The organism is Ferrimonas futtsuensis DSM 18154, assembly GCF_000422645.1.
GTDB classification, from domain to species: domain Bacteria; phylum Pseudomonadota; class Gammaproteobacteria; order Enterobacterales; family Shewanellaceae; genus Ferrimonas; species Ferrimonas futtsuensis.
The window spans coordinates 86,487-108,337 of the sequence record NZ_AUGL01000016.1 but is presented as its reverse complement, the minus strand read 5'-3'; the positions used below and the strand labels follow the sequence as shown (position 1 = coordinate 108,337).

Annotated in this window: 18 protein-coding genes and 1 pseudogene; 12 read left to right on the top strand and 7 right to left on the bottom strand. The window is 61.3% G+C overall.

Annotated elements, in window-relative coordinates:
* Nucleotides 1-11: 11 nt before the first annotated feature.
* Nucleotides 12-710, bottom strand: coding sequence for a fumarate reductase cytochrome b subunit (locus G505_RS0111785; protein ID WP_028109736.1), 699 nt, complete (start codon nucleotides 708-710; stop codon nucleotides 12-14).
* A gap of 256 nt (nucleotides 711-966) precedes the next feature.
* Here G505_RS0111785 and prmA point away from each other — a divergent pair, with 256 nt between their 5' ends.
* The 6 genes and pseudogenes from prmA (at nucleotide 967) to G505_RS0111755 (ending at nucleotide 4,868) form a co-directional block, all read left to right on the top strand.
* A complete protein-coding gene (gene prmA, locus G505_RS0111780) occupies nucleotides 967-1,851 on the top strand; it encodes a 50S ribosomal protein L11 methyltransferase (protein WP_028109735.1) in 885 nt (294 codons plus the stop codon).
* A gap of 197 nt (nucleotides 1,852-2,048) precedes the next feature.
* Nucleotides 2,049-3,008 (top strand): tRNA dihydrouridine synthase DusB, encoded by a 960-nt coding sequence (gene dusB / locus G505_RS0111775; protein ID WP_028109734.1) that lies wholly within the window; start codon nucleotides 2,049-2,051, stop codon nucleotides 3,006-3,008.
* A gap of 25 nt (nucleotides 3,009-3,033) precedes the next feature.
* Nucleotides 3,034-3,339, top strand: a complete 306-nt coding sequence (fis, locus tag G505_RS0111770) for a DNA-binding transcriptional regulator Fis (protein WP_028109733.1) — start codon at nucleotides 3,034-3,036, stop codon at nucleotides 3,337-3,339.
* Between the two features lie 334 nt (nucleotides 3,340-3,673).
* Nucleotides 3,674-4,093, top strand: coding sequence for a glutaredoxin family protein (locus G505_RS0111765; protein ID WP_028109732.1), 420 nt, complete (start codon nucleotides 3,674-3,676; stop codon nucleotides 4,091-4,093).
* 106 nt (nucleotides 4,094-4,199) lie between these two features.
* Nucleotides 4,200-4,409: pseudogene (locus G505_RS21410) on the top strand (RNA-binding S4 domain-containing protein); the annotation flags it as partial.
* A 102-nt stretch (nucleotides 4,410-4,511) separates the two neighbouring features.
* Entirely contained in the window at nucleotides 4,512-4,868 is a 357-nt protein-coding gene (locus G505_RS0111755; RefSeq protein ID WP_028109731.1) for a ribonuclease E inhibitor RraB, read from the top strand.
* A 48-nt stretch (nucleotides 4,869-4,916) separates the two neighbouring features.
* On the opposite strand, the gene G505_RS0111750 is transcribed toward G505_RS0111755, so the two are convergent.
* Nucleotides 4,917-6,236, bottom strand: a complete 1,320-nt coding sequence (locus G505_RS0111750) for a DEAD/DEAH box helicase (protein ID WP_028109730.1) — start codon at nucleotides 6,234-6,236, stop codon at nucleotides 4,917-4,919.
* 242 nt (nucleotides 6,237-6,478) lie between these two features.
* On the opposite strand from G505_RS0111750, the gene G505_RS0111745 reads away from it, so the two are divergent.
* Nucleotides 6,479-7,381: a LysO family transporter gene (locus G505_RS0111745; RefSeq protein ID WP_028109729.1), complete on the top strand. Its 903-nt coding sequence runs from the start codon at nucleotides 6,479-6,481 to the stop codon at nucleotides 7,379-7,381.
* Between the two features lie 16 nt (nucleotides 7,382-7,397).
* Here the strand turns inward: G505_RS0111745 and G505_RS0111740 are convergent, their stop codons facing one another.
* A complete protein-coding gene (locus G505_RS0111740; protein ID WP_028109728.1) occupies nucleotides 7,398-8,051 on the bottom strand; it encodes a thiopurine S-methyltransferase in 654 nt (217 codons plus the stop codon).
* Between the two features lie 60 nt (nucleotides 8,052-8,111).
* A complete protein-coding gene (locus G505_RS0111735; RefSeq protein ID WP_028109727.1) occupies nucleotides 8,112-8,471 on the bottom strand; it encodes a hypothetical protein in 360 nt (119 codons plus the stop codon).
* A gap of 175 nt (nucleotides 8,472-8,646) precedes the next feature.
* Between G505_RS0111735 and G505_RS0111730 the strand changes: the two genes are divergently transcribed.
* The gene (locus tag G505_RS0111730; RefSeq protein WP_028109726.1) at nucleotides 8,647-10,467 is read left to right on the top strand and encodes a serine/threonine protein kinase; all 1,821 of its coding nucleotides are present in this window, start codon (nucleotides 8,647-8,649) and stop codon (nucleotides 10,465-10,467) included.
* A gap of 47 nt (nucleotides 10,468-10,514) precedes the next feature.
* Here G505_RS0111730 and mgtE read toward each other — a convergent pair whose 3' ends face one another.
* On the bottom strand, nucleotides 10,515-11,858 hold the full coding sequence (gene mgtE, locus G505_RS0111725) for a magnesium transporter (protein WP_028109725.1): 1,344 nt from the start codon (nucleotides 11,856-11,858) through the stop codon (nucleotides 10,515-10,517).
* A 205-nt stretch (nucleotides 11,859-12,063) separates the two neighbouring features.
* Complete coding sequence (locus G505_RS0111720) at nucleotides 12,064-12,660, bottom strand: DUF3530 family protein (protein ID WP_028109724.1); 597 nt, start codon at nucleotides 12,658-12,660, stop codon at nucleotides 12,064-12,066.
* A 140-nt stretch (nucleotides 12,661-12,800) separates the two neighbouring features.
* Between G505_RS0111720 and G505_RS0111715 the strand changes: the two genes are divergently transcribed.
* Nucleotides 12,801-13,073, top strand: a complete 273-nt coding sequence (locus G505_RS0111715; protein WP_028109723.1) for a hypothetical protein — start codon at nucleotides 12,801-12,803, stop codon at nucleotides 13,071-13,073.
* 50 nt (nucleotides 13,074-13,123) lie between these two features.
* Here G505_RS0111715 and rapA read toward each other — a convergent pair whose 3' ends face one another.
* Nucleotides 13,124-16,030, bottom strand: a complete 2,907-nt coding sequence (gene rapA, locus G505_RS0111710; protein ID WP_028109722.1) for an RNA polymerase-associated protein RapA — start codon at nucleotides 16,028-16,030, stop codon at nucleotides 13,124-13,126.
* Nucleotides 16,031-16,223: 193 nt separating this feature from the next.
* Between rapA and G505_RS0111705 the strand changes: the two genes are divergently transcribed.
* The 3 genes from G505_RS0111705 to G505_RS0111695 all read left to right on the top strand — a co-directional run bounded on the left by G505_RS0111705 (nucleotide 16,224) and on the right by G505_RS0111695 (nucleotide 21,826).
* Nucleotides 16,224-17,615, top strand: a complete 1,392-nt coding sequence (locus tag G505_RS0111705) for a PhoH family protein (protein WP_028109721.1) — start codon at nucleotides 16,224-16,226, stop codon at nucleotides 17,613-17,615.
* A gap of 123 nt (nucleotides 17,616-17,738) precedes the next feature.
* Entirely contained in the window at nucleotides 17,739-21,410 is a 3,672-nt protein-coding gene (locus tag G505_RS0111700; RefSeq protein ID WP_028109720.1) for a response regulator, read from the top strand.
* Complete coding sequence (locus G505_RS0111695; RefSeq protein WP_051216124.1) at nucleotides 21,407-21,826, top strand: YbaN family protein; 420 nt, start codon at nucleotides 21,407-21,409, stop codon at nucleotides 21,824-21,826. The genes G505_RS0111700 and G505_RS0111695 overlap by 4 nt, the downstream gene beginning before the upstream one ends.
* The last annotated feature ends 25 nt before the right edge of the window (nucleotides 21,827-21,851 follow it).

Below are 21,851 nucleotides of genomic sequence, written 5' to 3'. Positions count from 1 at the left end.
TGTTGTTATCCTCAGTTGGGGCTGTAGGGAGTCAGGGGAACTGGCAGGCTCTGACCCACGGCCAGCCACATCACCAGGCTGGCGCTGCCCAGCACCAGAAGCCACAGCGTGACGCCCAGGGCCAGCTTGCGGGCCTTGGCGCGGGACACCTTATCGCCGAACCATTTCAGGCTGAGGCGGTAGAGACCGATCACCGCGTGCAGCACCACCAGGGGCATCAGCAGCATGTAGAGCCAGCCGAAGCCCTGCTCGACGATGCGGTAGGCAGACTGGTGGGGGCCGATGGCGGCGGGATCCAGCAGGATGCCAATCAGGTGCACCGGCACCAGGAAGAACAGGGCGAAACCTGTTGCCAGCTGCAGCAGCCACAGGCGGGTGTCCGGCAGACGCAGGCCCGCCTGCTGTTTCAGGGCACGCCACTGGCGATACTTCTGGGGGAAGCGGCGCAGGGCAGTGAGGGCGTGGATCAGCAGCAATACGGTCAGAGTCAGGGCCACCAGCACGGTCAGGGCGGGAAAGCCATGGCCTTGAGGATCCAGGAAGCCCGCTTCGAGGATCCGCACCACCCGGTAGAACGCCTCTTTACCGAACAGGATGCTGGATTCGAAGTGCAGGTGGAACAGCAGGAAGATCGCCAGCGCGGCTCCGGAGAGCCCCTGCCATCGATCCAGCCTGGCTGCGGTACGACCGCTTACTCCATTAGGGGTCATAGTTAAACCTATTATTGTTGTAGGGATTAGAAGAGGAAGATCAACGATACGGCTCCGCCCGCCCCTCGTTAAGGGACAAAACACCAGTCATTGATCAAGATCACCTATGGGATTTTCACCCATGTGAAATCAATCACACTATTTGACCCCAGTTCAAAATAGCAACAGTCGTCTGCCTTTGATATACGCCGGATGCAGCGGCAGACGTTGTCGCATACAATAGAGGCAACCAAACCTCCTTAACTATGAGCGCACTATGCCCTGGATTCAGATCCGCATTAACACCAATGGTGAGCTGGCCGAGACCATCGGCGATCACCTGACCGAAACCGGCGCCGTCTCCGTGACCTTCGTGGACGCCAAAGACACCCCGGTGTTTGAACCCCTGCCCGGAGAGACCCGCCTGTGGGGTGACACCGACGTCATCGGCCTGTATGACGCCATCACCGACATGAAGTCGGTGGTGACCGAGCTGGAAGCGCAACCTGAACTGGGCCCCGACTTCACCCACAAGGTAGAGGCCCTGGAGGACAAGGACTGGGAGCGGGAGTGGATGGACAACTTCAAGCCGATGCAATTTGGCCAGCGTCTGTGGATCTGCCCCAGCTGGCACGAGGCCCCGGAACCGGACGCGGTCAATGTATTGCTGGATCCCGGCCTGGCCTTCGGCACCGGCACCCACCCCACCACCGCCCTGTGTCTGCAGTGGCTCGATGGCCTGGATATGTTCGGCAAGCAGGTGATCGACTTCGGCTGTGGTTCCGGCATCCTGGCGGTGGCGGCTCTCAAACTGGGCGCCCAGCACTGCGTCGGCATCGACATCGATCCCCAGGCCCTGACTGCCAGCCAGGACAACGCCGGCCGCAACGGCATCGAAGAGAGCCGCTTCGACCTCTACCTGCCCAAGAATCAGCCCGAGAACCTGCAGGCGGATGTGCTGATCGCCAACATTCTCGCCGGTCCCCTGCGGGAGCTGGCGCCTCTGATTGCCGGTCTGGTGAAGCCGGGCGGACGGCTGGCGCTGTCCGGTCTGCTGCAGGAACAGAATGACGAACTTCGCAAAATTTACAGCCAGTGGTTTGAGCTGGACGACACCGCGGTAATGGAAGATTGGTGTCGCATCAGCGGCACTCGCAAGTAAACGTTCAAAAAACGAACGATTTCAGGGGTGGTCGGGTATGTGAGTGCCCACTCACTTTGACCCCCCTGCCCTCATTGAAATAACTCCAATAATGTCAAGCAAAAAAAGTTGCTTCTCGTACATTTATTGACCTTCCCACCACTGATAAAAAAGAGTAATATGCGCTCCCTCGTGAACGTACGAGGAGATTTGTCATCATGCGCATAGGACCCTATCAACTGGAAAACCGGCTGATCGTGGCTCCCATGGCCGGGGTAACGGATCTCCCCTTCCGCACACTGTGTCGCCGTTTAGGCGCTGGGTTAGCCGTGTCTGAGATGTTGTCTTCCAATCCCAAAGTTTGGGATTCGGACAAGTCGCGCTCGCGGATGGACCACGGTGGTGAAGACGGAATTCGTTCAGTACAGATCGCCGGCGCTGAGCCCGAGTTAATGGCCCAGGCGGCGCGCTTCAATGTGGAGCGTGGTGCCCAGATCATCGACATCAACATGGGCTGTCCGGCAAAAAAAGTGAATAAGAAGATGGCTGGGTCCGCTCTGATGCGGGAACCGGACCGGGTGAAACAGATACTGGATGCGGTGGTTAACGCCGTAGACGTGCCTGTCACCCTGAAGATCCGCACCGGTTGGGATCCAGAGCATCGAAATGGCATCGAGATTGCCCAGATTGCCGAACAACATGGGATCGCCTCCCTCGCCGTGCATGGCCGTACCCGGCAGTGCATGTACAAGGGTGAGGCGGAATACGACACCATCGCTGCCATCAAGCAGGCGGTGTCCATCCCGGTTGTCGCCAATGGGGATATCGACAGCCCAGAGAAAGCGCGTCATGTCCTGGAAGTTACCCAGGCGGATGCGATCATGATTGGTCGAGCCGCCCAGGGACAGCCATGGCTGTTTCGGGAAATTGAGCACTTTCTTCGTACCGGCACCAAACTGTCGGCCCCGAGCCAGGAAGAGATTCGGGGCATCATGCTGGAGCATCTGGACACCCTGCACCGTTTCTACGGCGAAGAGCGTGGTCTTCGCATCGCCCGGAAGCATGTGGGATGGTACCTGACGCACCAGCAGCAGGATTCGGTACGACGCGAGTTTAATCGTTTGGAAAGTGCCACAGCGCAACTCGAAGCGCTGACGCGCTATTTTGACCAGGTTTAACAATTTAATTTAAGAGCAAGGCAGTATGTTTGATCAGCAGAACTCCCATCCAGAAGCACAACTGACCGTAGGCCAGATCGAAACCCCCAACGGCACCGTGAAGCCTCAGCTGTTACGCGACTCCGTGAAGCGCGCCGTAAGCAACTACTTTGCTCAGCTGGACGGCCAGGAAGCTTCTGAAGTGTACGAGATGGTCCTGTGCGAAGTGGAACAGCCCCTGCTGGACATCATCATGCAGTACACCCGTGGTAACCAGACCCGTGCTGCCAACATCATGGGCATCAACCGCGGTACTCTGCGCAAGAAGCTGAAGAAGTACGGCATGAACTAAGAGCTCTGCTCTAAAGTTTTAAAATTCAAACCCTTAGCTCTCTGAGCTAAGGGTTTTTTCGTTTTCTCTCCCCAGCACGCTTCACCAGCCCTTTCATTTTCCGGCTCTGACCGCCCATCCTGAACTGTTTTTTCGCCAACTCGGCGAATCCTTTACGTTGTAAATGGCTGATCTCTCACACGAAGGAGCGGTAGTCGCCACTGTCGGCCACCCGGTGCCATCGGTATTCTGTAGGCGTCTGGGCAGCAGTCAAGGGAGTGATAGGTCCAGACAACCTCTCCCCTTTTTTTGCTGCACAACGGACAGTTCCTGATATCCCTGCGGGAGGTACGTCATGTCGACGCTCCGGGACCAGCAAGCCAACTCCTCTCTCTGGCCCTTGCTGACCAATGTGGCTCAACTGTTGCTGTTGCCGTTTTCGGCACTGGTGCTGGTGGTCGCCCTGGAGACCCTGACCCATCCCCCCGCTCAATTTCAAGGAGACTTCTCGGCCTATTCCGGAGACAGCAAGGCCCAGGTGGTTATCTATAACGCCAGCTGGTGTCCAGCAAGCAGGGAGATCCACTCACTTCTTGCGAACCGGGCGGTGAATTTTGAGGAGCGTGACCTGACCGCCAGCCCGAGCTGGTATCAAGGACACGTACCCCTGGGTTGTGACAGCGTACCCATCCTCCTCATTGGCGACACCTTGATCTATGGCAACAAGCCCAAGCTGATAGAGCAGCAGCTGGCAAAAGAGAATGTTTTACCTTAAGGGTGCAGCACAACCCCAGTCTGCACCTTTTTTCCTTTCTTCCCGCTCCCGCTTCCCCAACGATTCCCGCTATACTATCGCCGTTGATTTAACAGGACAGAGACTGATGAGTGAGCAACTGCCCCTGATGCCAGGATGTGATTTCGTTGAGCTGTATAAAGTGCTGAAGGTTCAGGGCTGGGTCGGTTCCGGCAGCGATGCCAAGCTGGTGATCAGCGAAGGCATGGTCGAGGTGAACGACGAGCTGGAAACCCGCAAGCGGCGCAAGCTGGTGGCCGGCGACCGGGTCAGCTTCAACGGCGAGAAGGTCACCATCGCTCCCCCCCAGGAGGGTGCCAAGCCCAAGGCCCAGGCCAAGAGCAGTGCCCCGAAGAAACGGGCCCGCCCCTCCATCGAGTTTTAACCATAGAGAGAACCCATGACATTTCCCTCCGACCCCACCGGCGAACTGCTGGAACTGATGCAGGGTGAAGGCATCGATCTGAGCCAGCCCTACATGCTGGACTTCTACGTGCTGTTTGCCGACGAGGAGCAGGGCCGCCAGGCGGCCGAGCGGGTGCAGAAGGAGTACCCCGGCTGTGGCCTCTACCTGAATTACAACGAGGCCGCCAAGGAGTGGGAGCTGCGCCTGGTGACCGAGATGGTGCCCGAGCATGGCCCCATCTGCGACATTGAGAAGACCCTGACCGCCCTGTGCAAGAAGTACAAGGGTAAGAGCGACGGCTGGGGCATGCTGGAGCCTGAGGACGACGACGTCGACGACGGCCTGGAGTAATAGTGACTCCACCCTGAAACAGAAAAACGCGCCTTTCGGCGCGTTTTTTTATTCTTCTGAGCTGGGCTTCTTCGGGATGAAGGGCAGCTCGCCGGCGTCCTTGAGGACGAAGGCGGTCTTGCGCTTCTTCCTGGGCGCGGCCGATTTCTTCGGCACGGCCTTCTTCGGGCCCCCCTGGTCGTCCTTGCTGACGCTCTTGGCCTTGGGCTTGGGTTTGAACCCCTTGAACTTGGCCTCCATCCCCTCCATGGCTTCGAAGCTCAGACTCTGGCCCAGGAATCGCTGCAGATCTTCCGCCGCCTTCCAGTCCTTGGGGCCCACCAGGGAATAGGCTTCCCCGGTGGCGCCGGCACGGCCGGTTCGGCCACTGCGGTGGATGTACTCTTCGGAGTGCTTGGGCAAGTCGAAGTTGATCACCATGGAGACCTGACTGATGTCCAGGCCACGGCTGGCCAGATCGGTGGTCACCAGAATCTGCGCCTTGCCGGCGGCAAACTCATCCATGATGCGGTTACGGGCCGCCTGACTGAGATCCCCGGACAGGGCCAGGGTGGTGTACCCCTGCTCCGCCAGCAGCTGGGCCAGACGATCGGTGTCTGCCCGGGTGGCGGTAAACAGCATCGCCTGGTTGAACGGCTTCTCCTGCAGCAGCTTCATCAGCTGGGCCTGCTTATGATCCAGGTGATCCGACAGGATGAAGGTGTGGCGGATGTTGGCGTGCATCTGCTGCTCGGCGTCGATGCGCACCCGGGCCGGGGCACTCAGCAGGTCCTGGCCAAATTCGCTCACCACGGCACTGTCCAGGGTGGCGGAGAACATCAAGGTCTGGCGACGACGGTGGTCCGCCGCCTTGTGGATGGCATTGAGCTGGTCGGCAAAACCCAGGTCCAGCATCCGGTCCGCCTCATCCAGGATCAGCAGCTCCAGGCCGTTGAGGTAGAGGTGACCGTGTTCCAGGTGGTCCGCCAGTCGCCCCGGAGTGGCGATGACGAAGTGGGGATCTTTGGCCAGATCCTTACTCTGCTGGTTGAAGTCTTCACCACCAAGAATCAACACACCCTTGATGCTGGTGTTGGAGATCAGGCTGCGCAGCTGACCATAGACCTGCTTGGCCAGCTCCCGGGTTGGGGCCAGCACCACCACCCGCGGGTCGCGCTTACTCAGGGCCTTCTGCTTCATCACTCTCTGAACCGCCGGCAGCAGGTAGGCCAGGGTCTTACCGGATCCCGTCTTCGAGGAAGCCAGCAGGTCCTTGCCGGCGATGGCGACCGGAATGGCTTGCTGCTGGATGTCCGTGGCCTGCTGGAAGCCCTGGTGATCCATGCGTTCAACCAATCGCTTGTCGAGACCCAGTTCAGAAAATTGCAAAGGTGATACTCCAACCCAAAAAATTCGAAGCGCACAGTATACACGAAACCGCTCGAATCCTCTCCAGGCGACAGGATTTCGCCTCATCGGCGACGGTGAGTGCGTCAATGCCATGAGGCCAGGCGCTAACTCATTGAACCTGGACACATCCACTCGAAGCAGCCGGTTGCGGCAGAGCGTCGAAGTTGTAGAGCCGGGGCGGCCCTGCTAACCTGCTGTGTCCCCAACCGAGGTTAGTATTGATGTCCCTGGAATCGTTGATCATTCTCCTGCCGCTGTTTGGCGGCTACCTGGTGCCCGTAAAGAGTCGTCGCCTGCTGGCGCGCATCGATTGGGTACTCAGCGGCATCGTCTATCTGATCCTGGCCCTGATGGGGCTCTCTTTGGCCCAGGTAGACAACCTGGCGTCGGAGCTGGGCACCATCGGAGTGCTGCTGGCCACCCTGATTGTCCTGACCCTGGGGCTGAACCTGGCGGCCCTGCCGCTGGTGGACAGGCGCTGGCCCCTGGCCCTGGATCTGGGTGAGAGCAGGCAACCTCTGGGCAAGCTGGTGATGGAATCGCTGAAGCTGGCACTGGTGGTGGCCGCCGGGGTGGTGCTGGGGCTGGTGGTAACCCTGCCCCACAGCCTGATTGAGCAGACCGCCAACGGCGCCCTGATGGTGCTGCTGGCACTCATCGGCATCCAGTTGAGAGGCTCCAACCTGGGGCTGCGCAGCATCCTGCTCAACCCCAGGGGGTTGGCCATTGCCGCCCTGGTCGCCCTCACCTCCCTGGTGGCCGGCGCCCTGACCGCGCTGATCCACGACCTGCCACTGCTGCACGGGGTGATTCTCGCGTCGGGCTTTGGCTGGTACTCCCTGTCCGGGATTCTGATCACCGATGGCCTGGGCCCGGTGCTGGGTTCGGTGGCCTTCCTGGCGGATCTCAGCCGCGAGCTGATCGCCATCGTGCTGATCCCCGCCCTGATGCGGGTCTCCCCCGCCGGCGCCATCGGCTACGGCGGCGCCACCGCCATGGATTTCACCCTGCCGGTGCTGCAGCAGACCGGGGGACCCAAGGTGGTGCCGGTGGCCATTGTCTCCGGCTTCCTGCTGAGCCTGGCCACCCCGATCCTGATCCCCTTCCTGCTGTCGCTGGCCTAAGTTGCCCTGAGACGAACTACAGCCGGGTCAGGCGGAACACCAGTTCATCCAGGCGTTCGACCCCTTTGTTGAGGAATCTGGGGTTGTCTGCCAGCACATCGATGCGCTCCAGCAGTTCCACCTTGAACAGCCCGTCGCTGAGTGCCAACACCTGCGCCTCGCTGACCGAGAAGGGCGGGCCGGAGAGCTGCTGCTGAGGGTAATCCAGGGTGATCAGCAGTCCCTGGGTGCCTGGCGTCAGCATGCTCGCCAGCTTGTGCCAGTACGCGACGCGCATCGCTTCGGGCAGGGCAATCAACGCCGCCCGGTCGTAGAAGGCACTGAGCGGGGTCAGTTGCTCACTGTCCAGCTGGAACATGTCCCCCTGCCACAGCTCGAAGGGGCCGGCACGAAAACATGTCAGCGGGGGGTGACTGTCCACCTGTGGCGACAGACCACGTTCGTCGAAGAAGCCGGAGACCGCCAGTTCACTGAGTTCACAGCCCACCACGGTTTCACCGTGCTCCGCCAGCCAGATCATATCCAGGGATTTGCCACACAGGGGAACGAAGATGCGCCCACTGTCGTGGTCGATGCTCGACCAGTGGGATTTAAGGAAGGGGTTGATCTCGTCCTGATGAAAGCCGATAAGCTGGTTTTCCCACTTATCGTGCCAGAATGATGCGTCCATAAAGTGCCAATCCTGCTCTATTCAGGCTTGGCACCTTACCTGCTCACTGAAAGAATGTCATTACCACTCTTTGGACAGGACCACCCTCACGCGTTCCAGCCATTTACAGTTATCGCAACTGCAGGCGCGACGCGACAGGTGGGCGGGGGTCAGCTGAGCCTCAACGTAATCACAAGCCAGGGTCAGCTCACGACGAAACTCCTTCATGGACTTTCGTTCAACGGCGACCAGCTCGTCGTTATGATTCAGCCACTTACACTCCATGCCCTGGTGACAATAGATGCATCGCTCATCCACTGGGTTATAGAATACCGCGTGGGGACAGAAGCGCACATCCATGTTGTCGCGCATCTTGTTGCGCGGATAATTTAACAACTCAACCAGCTCGGCGACTGTGGGTGCAGCGGCAGCCTCGGCCATCTCTAGGTCTCCCATGTTACAATGCGGATCCAATAATCACATAAACCGCCCCGAAACCCTTGATTTTGATCAAGGTAATGAACGCTTTTCTATGGCGGTAACCGGGCTTAACAGGAAAGAAAAGTCCGACTTTAGCCAGTGAGCACCTGCAAAGCTGTGAAATACAGGGAGTTCCATGAAAGACACGGCGCCGCTACACCATTTTTACATCGCTGAAGAGCAGTCGATCTATCTTCTGAAACATGACGATGCTCAAAAGCTGAAACAGTGGCTGAGGCTGTGTGAAAAGCAGCTGGCCAGGCTGGGTTATCGGCAGATCCGCTTCGTCGGCAAGGGGGTGTACGGCTTCGTCTTCGCCGGCCGCCACCCCACCGAGGGGGAGCAGGTGTTCAAGTTCTCCCGCATCACCCTGCCGGTGCACCTGCAGGCGCGGCTGGAGGAGGAGGCCTGGATGCTGGATCAGGTCAATCACCCCAACATCCCCAGGTTGATCCGCTACCAGCAGCTGAAACTGCAGGGGATCATGGTGATGACCCTGGCCCCCGGCCGGGATCTGGCTCAGCTGGCCCTGCGCTGCGGCCCCCTGCCCCTGACCTGGCTGGCGGCCATCGCCCGCCAATTGGCGGAGCTGCTGCGCTACCTGAGGCAGGACCTGTCCCGCCCCATAGTCCACGGCGACATCAAACCCTCCAACCTGGTGTTTGATCCCCTGTCCCAGACCCTGTCTCTCATCGATTGGGGCTCGGCGGTGTTCGCCCAGCAGGACGCCGACGGCGAGCCCATCGCCGCCACCGGACTGGGGGTGGGCGGTGAGCCCCTGCACAGCAATGCCCGCATGGGCGACCTCTATTTTATCGGCGCCGACCAGCTGGCCGGACGCCCCTCCTCCCCCCGATTCGATGAGCAGGGGGTGGCCGGCACCCTCTATGCCCTGGCTTCAGGCCTGCCCAGCCGCTTCGGTCGCAGCGTACTGCCCGCCGCCAGCTTGGGATTACCCAAAGCCTTTGCCGACACCCTGGACGCCATGCTCAGTGACGACCCCCAGGTGCAGCGCCAGGGAGGCGACCACTTTATCCGGCGCCTGACCCAGGGACCGGCCTGGCAGCCGCCGGCGATGCCCGAGCCCAGTCTGACCCCCACACTGCCGGTGTGGGTGCACCAGTTTGGTCAGGGGATCGACACCGTGGCCTACAGCTCGCGCAAATCCTTCCTGCAGCAACATCAGGGGGACGCCCCCCTGCCCAGTGGCGACATCCAGATCGACCGCTACTACCGGGACTACCTGATGGGGATGGGGGATGTGGAGAAGGCCTTTGTCACCGCCGTGGGCCGGCTGGGGGAGTTCCCCATTCTCGGGGGCCTGGCTCTGCACTGGCACGGCGCCGGAGTGGCCATCGACTCCAGCCTGAATCTGTACGACCCCACCCTCAAGGCTCCTTTTACCCACGCGGTGAACAATCTGGTGAAACTGGCCCAGTCCATCCCTCACCAGGGGGTGTTCAAGGCCTGCTTCTTCAATGCCCGGGATACTCTGCACTTCGAACGGCAGACGCCGCAGCAGGGGTTTGTACCGTCACAGGACCAGCAGATCCGCTTCGACCTGTCCGATGTGCCCGAACTGGAGGATAAGACCCGGCTGCACAGCTACTTCGAAGATGGCCAGGACCCGGACGAGAACCTGCGCCTGCCCGAGGGGATCATGGCCGCCCTGGGAGAACTCAATGCCATCCACCACACCGGCTGCATCATCTTCGAGGTGCTGCCCACTCACATGAAGCTGCACTCCTACCTGAGATTGCTGGATCCCGAACGGGAAGCGGAGTTCCGTGACTGCCTGGGGCGGATTCTGACTCAGGTGCCGCAGATCCGCGACCAGGGGATCTCCGGTTTCATGAAGCTGCCCTACAAGAACACCCGCCACTTCGTGCACCGGGAGCGCCACCCGGTGAACTACCAGGTGCCGCCGAGGCAAACTCTGGGGGAAACCCGGACCTAAACAAAAGCCCCGGCGCAGGGCCGGGGCTGGGGGTTTTCATCGGGTGATTACAATCCGAGGATCGTGGTCGCAAAACCGAAGTAGATCAACACCCCGGTGGCATCCACTATGGTGGTGACCAGGGGGCCCGAAGCCGTGGCCGGGTCCAGCTTCACCCGGCTGAGGATAAAGGGCAGACACAGGCCAATCAGGGAGCCGGCCATCACCACCGACACCATGGCGAAGGCCACCACCCAGGCGATCTCCACCCCGCCGCGGAACCAGCCCAGGGCAAACACCGCCACCGCCATGGTCAGCCCCAGGGCACCGGCCACCAGGAACTCCCGCCCCAGTACTTTGGCCCAGTCCTTCATCGCCACCTCTCCGGTGGCCAGGGCCCGCACCATCAGGGCCGCCGACTGGGAGCCGGCGTTGCCGCCGCTGCCCACCAGCAGGGGCATGAAGAACACCAGGGCCACGTACTTGGCGATGGTGTCCTCGAAGTAGGCGATGCCGGCACCGGAGAGCAGGCTGCCGAACACCAGCAGCACCAGCCAGAACACCCGCTTACGATACAGTTCCCAACCGGTCACCTGGTTCATGGGCGCGTCCAGCTTGGCCACCGACGCACTCTTCTGGGCATCCTCTGTGGCCTCTTCCACCGCCGCGTCCATGGCGTCATCGTAGGTCACAATCCCCACCAGGCGATCTTCGGCGTCCAGCACCGGCAGGGCCAGCAGGTCGTAGTGTCGAATCTTCTTGGCCACCACCTCCTGGTCCTCGTCCACCCGGGTGTGCACCACCTCGGTGCGCATCAGATCCTCCACCAGACGGTCCGGATTGGCCAGGATCAGCTCACGCAGGGAGAGGGTCCCCATCAGGTGACGATTGGCGTCAATCACATAGGTCTGGTAGATGGTCTCCTTGTCCGGCGCTTCCAGGCGCAGCTTCTTCAGCGCCTTGCGTACCGGCCAGTGACCGCGCAGGGTGGCGTAATCCGAGGTCATCAGGGCCCCGGCGGTCTCCTCCGGGTAGCTGGCCAATCGGCGCACATCTTCCCGCTCCGCCTGGGCCAATCCGGGCAGCAGGGTGTGCTGGTCCTCTTCACTGAGGCGGTTGAACAGGTCGGCCCGTTCATCCGCTTCCATCTGGGAAAACAGCGCCGCCAGATCGTTGCGGCTCATCTCCCGGGCGATCTCCGCCTGGGCATGGGGGGCCAGGTAACCGAAGAGCACCGCGTGATCCGGCAGGGACAACAGGGACAGGAAGTGCACCGCCTGCTGGGCGGTGAACTCACAGATCGCTTCGGCAATGTCCGCCGGATGGGCAAGCTCCAGTGTCGCCCGGGCAGACTGTTTGTCGCCGGCAATCACTGCGGTTTCCAAGGTGGCAAAAAGGGTGTCTTTTTGCATGCTTCATCTCCATTGACAACGAAGCATGCACAGGAGGGAGGGATCCCTGTCAGCGGCGGGCTTCGGTGCCGTCAATCAGCTTTGTGTTCGAGTCTTTAGTGATGTCCCAACTGGGACTACTCGTGCTAGGGTCCATTTTGATCCACTCAAAAAATTTGGCGCGCCGATTGTAGGGCTAATTCCCAATCAACTCAAGGAAGTATACTCAACGAATTCCTCTGGATGCGCGCAACTGCCGTTTTAACCAGCCATGGATACGACTGACCAGCTCATCATGGTCCTCCCCCTCATGATAATTGAGGTAGCTACGCCACTGACGGTAGTTGGTTTTATTGCTGCGCCTGGCCTGACGCTTGCGCTCCAGCCGGTCCGCCAGGGACAGGGGGTGGTCCCAGTCGGAGACCACATCCAGCACCGCCGACGGCAGCTCCACCAGAAACTGATCCAGGGCGGGTTCACCGGTCTGGTAGCCGCCAATCAGCACCAGAGCCAGGGGCGTCAGCCAGCGTTGCTCGGCCATTCGGCTGGCCAGGGTTCCGGCGGTCGCCCCCTCCACCAACCAGACGCTGTCCGGGTCCGGGGCACTCTCGGGCAGGGCGTCCACCCGCCTGACCTGCCAGCCATACTCGGGCAGCTGAGTTTCCAGGGCGGAGGCCAGGGCCGCGAAGCCCGGCGCCCCCACAGGGGCGACCAGCAGAACCTCTCCCAGGGTACCGGCGGTGTGGCTCGGGGTCAGGCGCTCGGCGGCCTGCAGGGCAGGATGAACGGCAATCAACAGAATCAGCAGAGTTCGTAACAGCATGGGGTGTTTTGGACATACAACTTGACCCACACTGTACCACCACCCGTCAACAAGCCCTACCCCCTTGTCATCGGCCCAAGGGGCTTTACAATACATATAGGTGTACGTTTTTCCGACAGATGAAAAAGATAGGACGGAATATGAATCAGTTCTCCAGCGGCATTGCAGGTTGGCAACACAGGTTCCGCATCATCAAGCCCTCAGGCGCCAGCCTGATTCTGCTGCTGCTGATGGTCCCACTGCTGCTGCTGATGCTGCCCCTGGTGCTGTTGGCCAGTCTGGTGTTCTGGGCCATGAATGCGGTGTGGCGCTACCAGCGTCCCGGGCGCACCGGCTCCCACAGAGACACGGACGTGGATCATGCCTCCGGGGTGGTCATCGAAGGTGAAGTGGTCAACTCCAAGCAGGATTAACCCTGCCCCGGATACAAAAAAGGCAACCGTGAAGGTTGCCTTTTTCGTTATTACTCCGGCGTCACCACAATCATCCTCAGGGCGTCCAGATGTACCTGGGCCCGCCCCAGATGGGCACTGACCAGGCTGATCTGCTCACGCACCGCATCCAGCTCACTGTCGCGGATGTTGGGGTTCACCCGTTTCAGGGCTTCCAGGCGGTTCAGCTCGCCACCCAACTGACGGGTCATCTCCTGCTCCGCCTCGGCCACCAGGGCGCTCAGCTGAGCCTGAGCCAGCTCGTCACCCTGCTTGATCAGGCCATGGAGCAGCGCCTGGCTGGCACTCACCAGCTTGGTGGCAGTGTGACGGTTCAACGGGGTCAGCTGACGGTTGAAGCTGTCGAAGCTGACGTTGACCGCCAGGTCCTTGCCGGTCTTATCCAGCAACACCCGCACCGGAGTGGGGGGCAGGAAGCGACCGATCTGCACCTCGCTGGGGGCCACCGCCTCCACCAGGAAGATCATCTCCAGGAACAGGGTGCCCGCAGGCAGTGCCTTGTTCTTCAGCAGGGCCACATTGGTGCTGCCGGTGTCGCTGGAGGTCACCAGATCGATGCCGGAGGCCACCAAAGGGTGGGCCGGTGTCAGGAACTGGAAATCCTCGCGGGAGAGGGCGGTGTCACGATCGAAGGTGACCGACAGGCCATCTTCCGGCAGGCCTGGGTAGCTGGGGAACAGCATCTGCTCCGTGGGCTGCAGCACCACGGCGTTCTCCCCCTTGTCGTCCTGGGCGACGCCAATCACATCCCACAGTTTCAGCATGAAACTGATGAAGTCAGTGTCTTCGTCCGCCTCTTCCAGGGCGGTCACCAGGGCGTCGGCCGCCGCGCCGCCGTGGGAGTTGAGCTCCAGCAGCTTGTCCCGCCCCGCTTCCGCCTTGGCCTTATGCTCGGCGTTGCGCTCGGCGGTGGCCTGAATCAGGGCGCCCAGCGCCGCCTCATCCTGCTCGCCGGAGAGCAGATCCAGCATCCGCTCACCAAACTCGCCATGGAGCAGGTGACCACTGGGGCAGGTTTCGGTGAAGGCGCTCATTCCCTCGTGGTACCAGCGCAGCAGGGCGTACTGGGCGGTGCCTTCGATGTAGGGCACGTGGATCTGTACCGTGCTGTTCTGACCGATGCGATCCAGACGACCGATGCGCTGCTCCAACAGGTCCGGGTTCAGGGGCAGATCGAACATGATCAGCTGATGGGCGAACTGGAAGTTACGCCCCTCGGAACCGATCTCGGAGCAGATCAGCACCTGGGCGCCCCCCTCCTGCTGGGCGAAGAAGGCGGCGGCCTTATCGCGCTCAAGGATGGACATCCCCTCGTGGAACACCGACGCCAGGATCCCCTCACGGGTGCGCATCGCCTCTTCCAGCTGCAGGGCGGTGGCCGCCTTGGAGGTGATCACCAGCACCTTCTTGCTGCGGTTGGTCTTGAGGAACTCCATCATCCAGTCGACCCGGGGATCGAACTGCCACCAGCTGGTGGTGCCGTTGGCCCCTTCAAACTCCTGGTAGAGCTTCTCCGGGTAGAGCTGATTCATCAGCTTCTGGCTGGGGGTGCCGCCGCCCAGCATGGCATTCACCCGCATGGCGGTGGCGTACTGCTTGGGCATCGCCATCGGCTGTAGGTTCAGCTCACGCCCCTGAAAACCGGAGACACCGCTGCGGGTGTTGCGGAACAGCACCCGGCTGGTGCCGTGGCGATCCAGCAGCTCCTTCACCAACGCCTGGCAGGCGGCGCTGCGCGCGTCATCCTCACCGTTCTGGATGGTGGTCAGTTCGCTGGAGATGTCGCTCTCTTTGAGCAGCCCGGTCAGGGCCAGCTGCTCCTCCTGGGACAGGGGACGTTCGGCCAGCAGGGCGTCGGCGGCGTCGGCCACCTGCTGGTAGCTCTGCTCCTCCTGGGTGAAGGCGTCGTAATCGTAGAAGCGATCCGGATCCAGCAGGCGCAGACGGGCGAAGTGGCTCTGGTGGCCCAGCTGGTCCGGGGTGGCGGTCAGCAGCAGCACCCCGGGGACCGCCTGGGCCAGCTGCTCCACCACCTGGTAGGCGCGGCTGGGAGCAGACTCACTCCACTCCAGGTGATGGGCTTCATCCACCACCAGCAGATCCCAGTCGGCATCCAGGGCCTGCTGGAGACGGCTCTTCTTGCGCAGCAGGTCCAAAGAGCAGATCACCAGCTGTTCGGTTTCAAACGGGTTGTCGCAGTCCGCCAGGGACTCGATGCAGCGCTCCTCATCAAACAGGGAGAAGCGCAGGCTGAAGCGACGCAGCATCTCCACCAGCCACTGATGCTGAAGCGTCTCGGGGACCAGGATCAGCACCCGCTGCGCCTTACCGGAGAGCAGTTGCTGATGCAGGATATGGCCGGCTTCGATGGTTTTACCCAGGCCCACTTCGTCCGCCAGCAGAACCCGCGGGGCGTGACGTCGGCCCACTTCATTGGCGATGTAGAGCTGGTGGGGGATCAGACCGGCACGGGGCCCCTGCAGGGCACGCAGGGGGTTCTTCAGCATGGCGTGGCGCTGACGCTGACTCAGGTAGCGCGTCACGAAGTACTCCATGCGGTCGACCTGACCGGCAAACAGGCGATCCTGAGGCTTGTTGAAGCGGATCTGGTGGTCCAGCATGGTCTCACGCAGGCTGTCGTTTTCGCCGGTATCGCTGCGGACGCCCTCGTAGGAGAGCAGACCATCCCTGTCGTGCACCGCTTCCACCTCCAGGGTCCATCCCTCGTGGCTGGTGATGGCGTCGCCGGGATTGAACACCACCCTGGTCAGCGGGGCGTCCTCCCTGGCGAACATGCGGTTGTCTCCGGTAGCGGGGAACAGAACCGTGACCATACGCCCTTCGATGGCGACCACGGTACCCAGGCCCAGGTCAGATTCAGCGTCGCTGATCCAACGTTGTCCGAGAGCAAATGACATGGATGAATTGACTCCTAATTATTTCGGCTAGTGGGCTGAAAAGGGGGCGTATGTTACCGGAAGCCGGCCGGTGATTCACCCTCAAATTGTACTGGTCAAACGGCCGCCCATCTGCCATGTTAGGGTTGAAGCTGTCGTACAACTGTTATCTGTCGAGCCTAGCCTAAATTCCATACGACATAGTGGAGGTGCCATGGGTTTAGAGAACAAAAGACGCTTTGTGCTGGATACCAATGTATTGCTGCACGAACCCCTCGCCATATACTCATTCAAAGAACACGACGTGGTCATTCCCATGACCGTCCTCGAAGAACTCGACCAAATCAAAGACCGCCGCAAAGATGTCAGCCGTGACGCCCGTGTCGCCATCCGCACCCTGGAAGATTGCCTGAGCGACGCCTCCCCGGAACAGATTCTCAAGGGCGTGCCCCTCAACCACCCCAACGCTCCGGAAGAGGAGCTGGGCACCCTGTCCATCTTCCCCGACCATCAGATCACCTTCACCAACCCCGTGGCCCTGCCCGGAAACAACAACGACAACCTGATCATCAACTCCGCCCTCTACCTGCAGCAGAGCGGCAACGACGAGATTGTCCTGGTCACCAAGGACATCAACATGCGTCTCAAGGCCAAGGGGGCTGGCCTGGAGAAAGTGGAGGACTACCGCACCGACCAGCTGGTGGACGACATCCAGTTCCTGGCCAAGGGCTTTGCCGAACTTAAAGGTAGCCTGTGGGAGAGGATCAAGGAGGTCACCAGTGAGCAATTTGGCCGGGAGGTGTACCACACCCTGCCCAGAGAAGCCCTGGAGGAGGAATCACTCTACCTCAACCAGTACCTGATCGACGACACCAAGGATTTCTGCGGCCAGGTGAAATCGGTCAATGACCGCCAGGTGGTGATTCGGGATCTCAGCCAGGACCGGCTGATGAGTTATCACGCCTGGGGCATCAATCCCAAGAACATCTATCAGGGGATGGCGCTGCATGCGCTGATGGACCCGGAGATCGACATGGTGATCCTCACCGGCCCCGCCGGCTCGGGCAAAACCCTGCTCTCCCTGGCCGCCGCCCTGGAACAGGTGGTGGAACAGCGGCTGTATGACAAGGTGATCGTCACCCGGAATACCCCGGAGATCGCCGAGTCCATCGGCTTTTTGCCCGGGACCGAAGAGGAGAAGATGGCCCCCTGGCTGGCGGCGGTAACCGACACCCTGGAGGTGCTGCACAAGCAGGACGAGAGTCCCGCCAGCAGCCTGCAATACATCATGGATAAGGCCAATATCCAGTTTAAATCGATCAACTTTATGCGTGGCCGCTCCATCCAGAACGCCTTCGTACTGCTGGATGAGTGCCAGAACCTGACCCCCTCGCAACTGAAAACCATCATCACCCGCATGGGCGAAGGCACCAAACTGGTCTGCTCCGGTAACCTGGCCCAGATCGACTCCAACTATCTGACTGCGGTGACCTCGGGACTCACCTATGTGGTGGAGCGATTCAAGAACTTCGAGGGCAGCGCCAACGTCTACCTCAACGGCGTGGTGCGCTCGCGGCTGGCCAAATTTGCCGAACAGGAGATGTAGCGGCAGTCACCCTGGATGGCGCCTGTATCGGCAGGCGCCTCAATTTTCTTCGGTGGGGTGAACTGGCCCTCACCTCTGTTACACTGATGCCTTCTCAGCAAGTTCGCACCTGGAAAGCGCACAGTGAAGACGCCGATTCTCAACAACTACAACAAAGCCGTGTTCTACACCTACCTGGGGGTGGTGGTTCTCTCCCTGTTGGTGGCGGCTGGCGTATTCACCAAGCAGAAGGAGCAGCTGCTGGCGGAGAAGGTGGAGCAGGTGACCCAGCACTCCCACCAAGTAGAGCTGCTGCTGGATGCCAGCATCCGTGCGGTACAGGCGCTGCAGGAATTTACCGCCATCCACATGCGCAACTCCGACGCCACCCAGCTGAACCAGATCTCCTCCCACAACCAGTTTATTCTCGAGGGAGAGCGCTTCTCCCTGAGGCCCGATTACCGCAACGCCCGCCACACCTTCGCCGAGAAGGGCCACATCTCCGGTGAAGGCCCGCTGAATGGCCGCTCCCCCCTGTTCTACCGGGAACTGGATACCCTGTACCAGATGTCCCTGAGCATGCCGGTCACCAAGCAGATGGCGCCCAAGAGTGCCAACATCTACTACCTGTCCAAACAGCACATGATGTCCATCTACCCCTGGCCGGGACCGGATCATCAGTTCGAACCCCAGATGCTGGAGACCCCGCTGTTCGACATGGCAGGGCCTGAGCTCAACCCGGAGCGCAAGGTGTTCTGGTCCGACGCCCACCGCACCACCGACGACAAGCTGGCCACCACCGTGGGGATCCCGGTGTACGTCGGGGACACCTTCCTCTCCGCCATCTACATGGAGCTGAAGCTCTCCACCCTGACCGAGCAGATCGAGCGCTACTTCGACCTGCCGGGCACCGTGCTGTTGCTGGACCGCGCCAACAACGTGCTCTCCTACCCGGACATGCACCTGGACGAGCTGCCCCGCACCTATCACCTGAGCCAGCGGATCCCCGCCCAGCTGCACAACGTGCCTCTGGAGCAGCTGCTGGATGACAGCCAGGCACGGCTGATCAACGGCTACTATGTGCGGGCGGTGAAGCTGAGCAACGCCCCCTGGTCCCTGCTCTACCTGCAGCCTGAGCAGGAGGTGGTGGCGGACGCCTGGGAGAAGCTGGAGTCCACCTTCCTGATGGTGATCATCGCCCTGTCCCTGCTGGTGACTGTGGTCCACTGGCTGACCCGGCGCGCCTTCGTCAGCCCGGCGTCCAAGCTGCTGAACCACCTTGAGGATTGTGCCCATCAGCCCACCCCGCCCCCGGAGCGGGTGATCCAGGGTTGGGAGCCTTGGTTCGAGCTGATCTCCCGCACCTTCGAAGAGAACCAGCAATACACCCAGCACCTGGCGGCACAGAACCGACGCCTGGACAAACTGGTGGCCAAGCGCACCGCCCGCCTGCGGGAAGCCAACGAGCGGCGCGAGCGCGACTTCTCCCTGATGCGCTCACTGATCGATGCCATGCCTGAGGCGATCATGTTCAAGGATGTGGAGGGGCGGATCCTGGGCTGCAACCGCTCCGCCGAGACCCTGATGGGCCACAAGGAGAGCGAACTGCTGGGGCTGACGGTCAACGACATCCTCGGCGGGGAAGAGGGCAAACGCATTGCCGAAGAGAACGCCCGCATCCTGCGGGACCGGGTGCCCCTGCGCTACCGCGAGCAGAGCGAACACAACGGCCGAACCCTGTTGATGGACATCCTCAAGCTGCCCTTCTACAACGGCCGCGGCGAACTGTTGGGGCTGATCATCGTCTGGCGGGACGTCACCCGCGAGTCGGAGCAGCAGGAGAAGCTGAAGCAGTCGGAGGAGCGTTACCACCTGGCGATGGACTCGGTGGAAGATGGGGTATGGGACTGGTACCTGGATGCCAACCAGCTGATCTGCAACCCGGCCTACTACACCATGCTCGGCTATGAGCCCGGCGAGTTCCCGCTGCTTATTGAGACCTACTACCGGCTGATGCACCCGGACGACCGTCAGCGGGTGGAGAGTTACATCGACGCCTACCTGGACGACTCCAGCACCCCGTTCAATATCGAGTTCCGGATGAAGGGCAAGGATGGCCACTACCGCTGGATCCTCTCCCGGGGCAGCCTGGTGGAGCGGGATGAAGAGGACGAACCCGTGCGTCTGCTGGGCACCCACAAGGACATCACCCAGCAGAAAGAACACGAGGTGATCCTGCTGGAAGCCAAGCAGGATGCGGAACTGGCCAACGTCACCAAGAGTGAGTTCCTGGCCAACATGAGCCACGAGATCCGCACGCCGATGAACGCCATCATCGGCATGATGCACCTGGCCCTGCGCACCGAGCTCAACCCCAAGCAGAAGGACTACCTGGAGAAGGCCAAGTACAGCGCCGAGTCCCTGCTGCGCATCATCAACGACATCCTCGACTTTTCCAAGATCGAGGCGGGCAAGCTGGAGCTGGAGCAGACCCGCTTCAGCCTGGACCAGGTGCTGGAACACGCGGTCAGCCTCAACGCCATCAAGGCCCAGGAGAAGGGGGTCGACCTGCAGCTGTTCTCCTCGGTCAGCGCCAACCTGCATCTGATTGGCGATCCCCTGCGACTGGGGCAGGTGCTGATCAACCTGCTCTCCAACGCGGTGAAGTTCACCGAGAACGGCGAAGTGGAGCTGGGCTGTGAGGATCTCAAGGAGCACAATGGCCGCATCCGCCTGAAGTTCTGGGTACGGGATACCGGCATCGGCATCGAGGAGGAGAAGCAGAAGCACCTGTTTGACGCCTTCAACCAGGCGGACGGCTCCACCACCCGTCGTTTCGGCGGCACCGGCCTGGGCCTCTCCATCAGTAAGCACCTGGTGAACCTGATGGGCGGCGACCTGTCGGTACGCAGTACCCCGGGACAGGGCTCCACCTTCAGCTTCACCATCGACGCCAAACGGGTGGAACAGCCCCCCCAGGACACCCGGCTGCGGGCTCCCCATGGCGGTCAGTTCACCGCCCTGGTGGTGGACGACAACCCCACCGCCCTGCAGATCTACTCCACCTACCTGCGCGGCTTCCAGTTCAATGTGGAGCTGGCCCAGAACGGCCAGCAGGCGGTCACCAGCCTGGCCAAACAGGCGCCGGACCTGCTGCTGCTGGACTGGATGATGCCGGACATGGATGGCATCGAGGTGGTGAAACGCATCGACGAGATGGTGGCCGACGGCACTCTGGAGAAGCGCCCCATCATACTGATCATGACCGCCTACACCGGCAGCTCCCTCACCGCCCTGGTGGAGGATGGCCGCATCGACGCGGTATTGCAGAAACCGTTTGATGCCTCCTATCTCTATGATCAACTGGCCCTGACCCTGGGTCCGGATGACACCAGCCAGCCCAAGGTTGAACAGGAGAAGGAGGAGACGCCAGAGACCCAGGCCCACATCCTGCTGGTGGAGGACAACCTGATCAACCAGCAGGTGGCCACCGAACTGCTGAAGAGCGCCGGCTACCGGGTCACCGTGGCGGAGAACGGTCAGATCGCCGTGGACCTGGCCAAAGAGCAGCCCTTCGATCTGGTGCTGATGGATATCCAGATGCCGGTAATGGATGGCCTCACCGCCACCAGGACCATCCGTCAGTTCGCCGATGCTCAGACCCTGCCGGTGATCGCCATGACCGCCCATGCCATGACCGGCGACCGGGAGAAGAGTCTGGCGGCGGGGATGAACGACCACATCACCAAACCGATCATCCTGCCGGAACTGTTCGCCACGGTGAAACGCTGGCTGGGTGAAGAGGTGCGGGGATGAAACAACAATCCGACACCGCGCCGGCCAAGGTAAAAACCTACCGGCGCGCGCCGCTGACCCGCTACCTGCTGATCGGGGTCGGCACCCTGTGTGCCGGGCTGGGATTGGTGGGGATGTTTCTGCCGCTGCTGCCCACGGTGCCCTTCCTGCTGCTGGCGGCCGCCTGCTTCAGCCGCTCATCCGCCCGGATGCAAGCCTGGCTGTTCAACCACAGGCTGCTGGGGCCGGTGATTCGCAACTACCTGGAGCGGCGCGGACTGACCCTGCGCCAGCTGCTGGGCAGCCTGGTAAGCATCTGGATCGGCATGGCCGGGGCCATCTATCTGGCCCCGGTGCCCGCAGTACAGATCCTTCTGGCCACCATTGGCCTGGCGGTCTCCATTCATCTGGCTCGATTGCCCAGGCTCACCGACTGACGCCCTCCTGAACAGTGACGACGGT

Coding starts and splice junctions, on each gene's coding strand:
- G505_RS0111785 (WP_028109736.1), bottom strand. CDS start 710: ATGACCCCTAATGGAGTAAGCGGTCGTACCGCAGCCAGGCTGGATCGA.
- prmA (WP_028109735.1), top strand. CDS start 967: ATGCCCTGGATTCAGATCCGCATTAACACCAATGGTGAGCTGGCCGAG.
- dusB (WP_028109734.1), top strand. CDS start 2,049: ATGCGCATAGGACCCTATCAACTGGAAAACCGGCTGATCGTGGCTCCC.
- fis (WP_028109733.1), top strand. CDS start 3,034: ATGTTTGATCAGCAGAACTCCCATCCAGAAGCACAACTGACCGTAGGC.
- G505_RS0111765 (WP_028109732.1), top strand. CDS start 3,674: ATGTCGACGCTCCGGGACCAGCAAGCCAACTCCTCTCTCTGGCCCTTG.
- G505_RS0111755 (WP_028109731.1), top strand. CDS start 4,512: ATGACATTTCCCTCCGACCCCACCGGCGAACTGCTGGAACTGATGCAG.
- G505_RS0111745 (WP_028109729.1), top strand. CDS start 6,479: ATGTCCCTGGAATCGTTGATCATTCTCCTGCCGCTGTTTGGCGGCTAC.
- G505_RS0111740 (WP_028109728.1), bottom strand. CDS start 8,051: ATGGACGCATCATTCTGGCACGATAAGTGGGAAAACCAGCTTATCGGC.
- G505_RS0111735 (WP_028109727.1), bottom strand. CDS start 8,471: ATGGCCGAGGCTGCCGCTGCACCCACAGTCGCCGAGCTGGTTGAGTTG.
- G505_RS0111730 (WP_028109726.1), top strand. CDS start 8,647: ATGAAAGACACGGCGCCGCTACACCATTTTTACATCGCTGAAGAGCAG.
- mgtE (WP_028109725.1), bottom strand. CDS start 11,858: ATGCAAAAAGACACCCTTTTTGCCACCTTGGAAACCGCAGTGATTGCC.
- G505_RS0111720 (WP_028109724.1), bottom strand. CDS start 12,660: ATGCTGTTACGAACTCTGCTGATTCTGTTGATTGCCGTTCATCCTGCC.
- G505_RS0111715 (WP_028109723.1), top strand. CDS start 12,801: ATGAATCAGTTCTCCAGCGGCATTGCAGGTTGGCAACACAGGTTCCGC.
- rapA (WP_028109722.1), bottom strand. CDS start 16,030: ATGTCATTTGCTCTCGGACAACGTTGGATCAGCGACGCTGAATCTGAC.
- G505_RS0111705 (WP_028109721.1), top strand. CDS start 16,224: ATGGGTTTAGAGAACAAAAGACGCTTTGTGCTGGATACCAATGTATTG.
- G505_RS0111695 (WP_051216124.1), top strand. CDS start 21,407: ATGAAACAACAATCCGACACCGCGCCGGCCAAGGTAAAAACCTACCGG.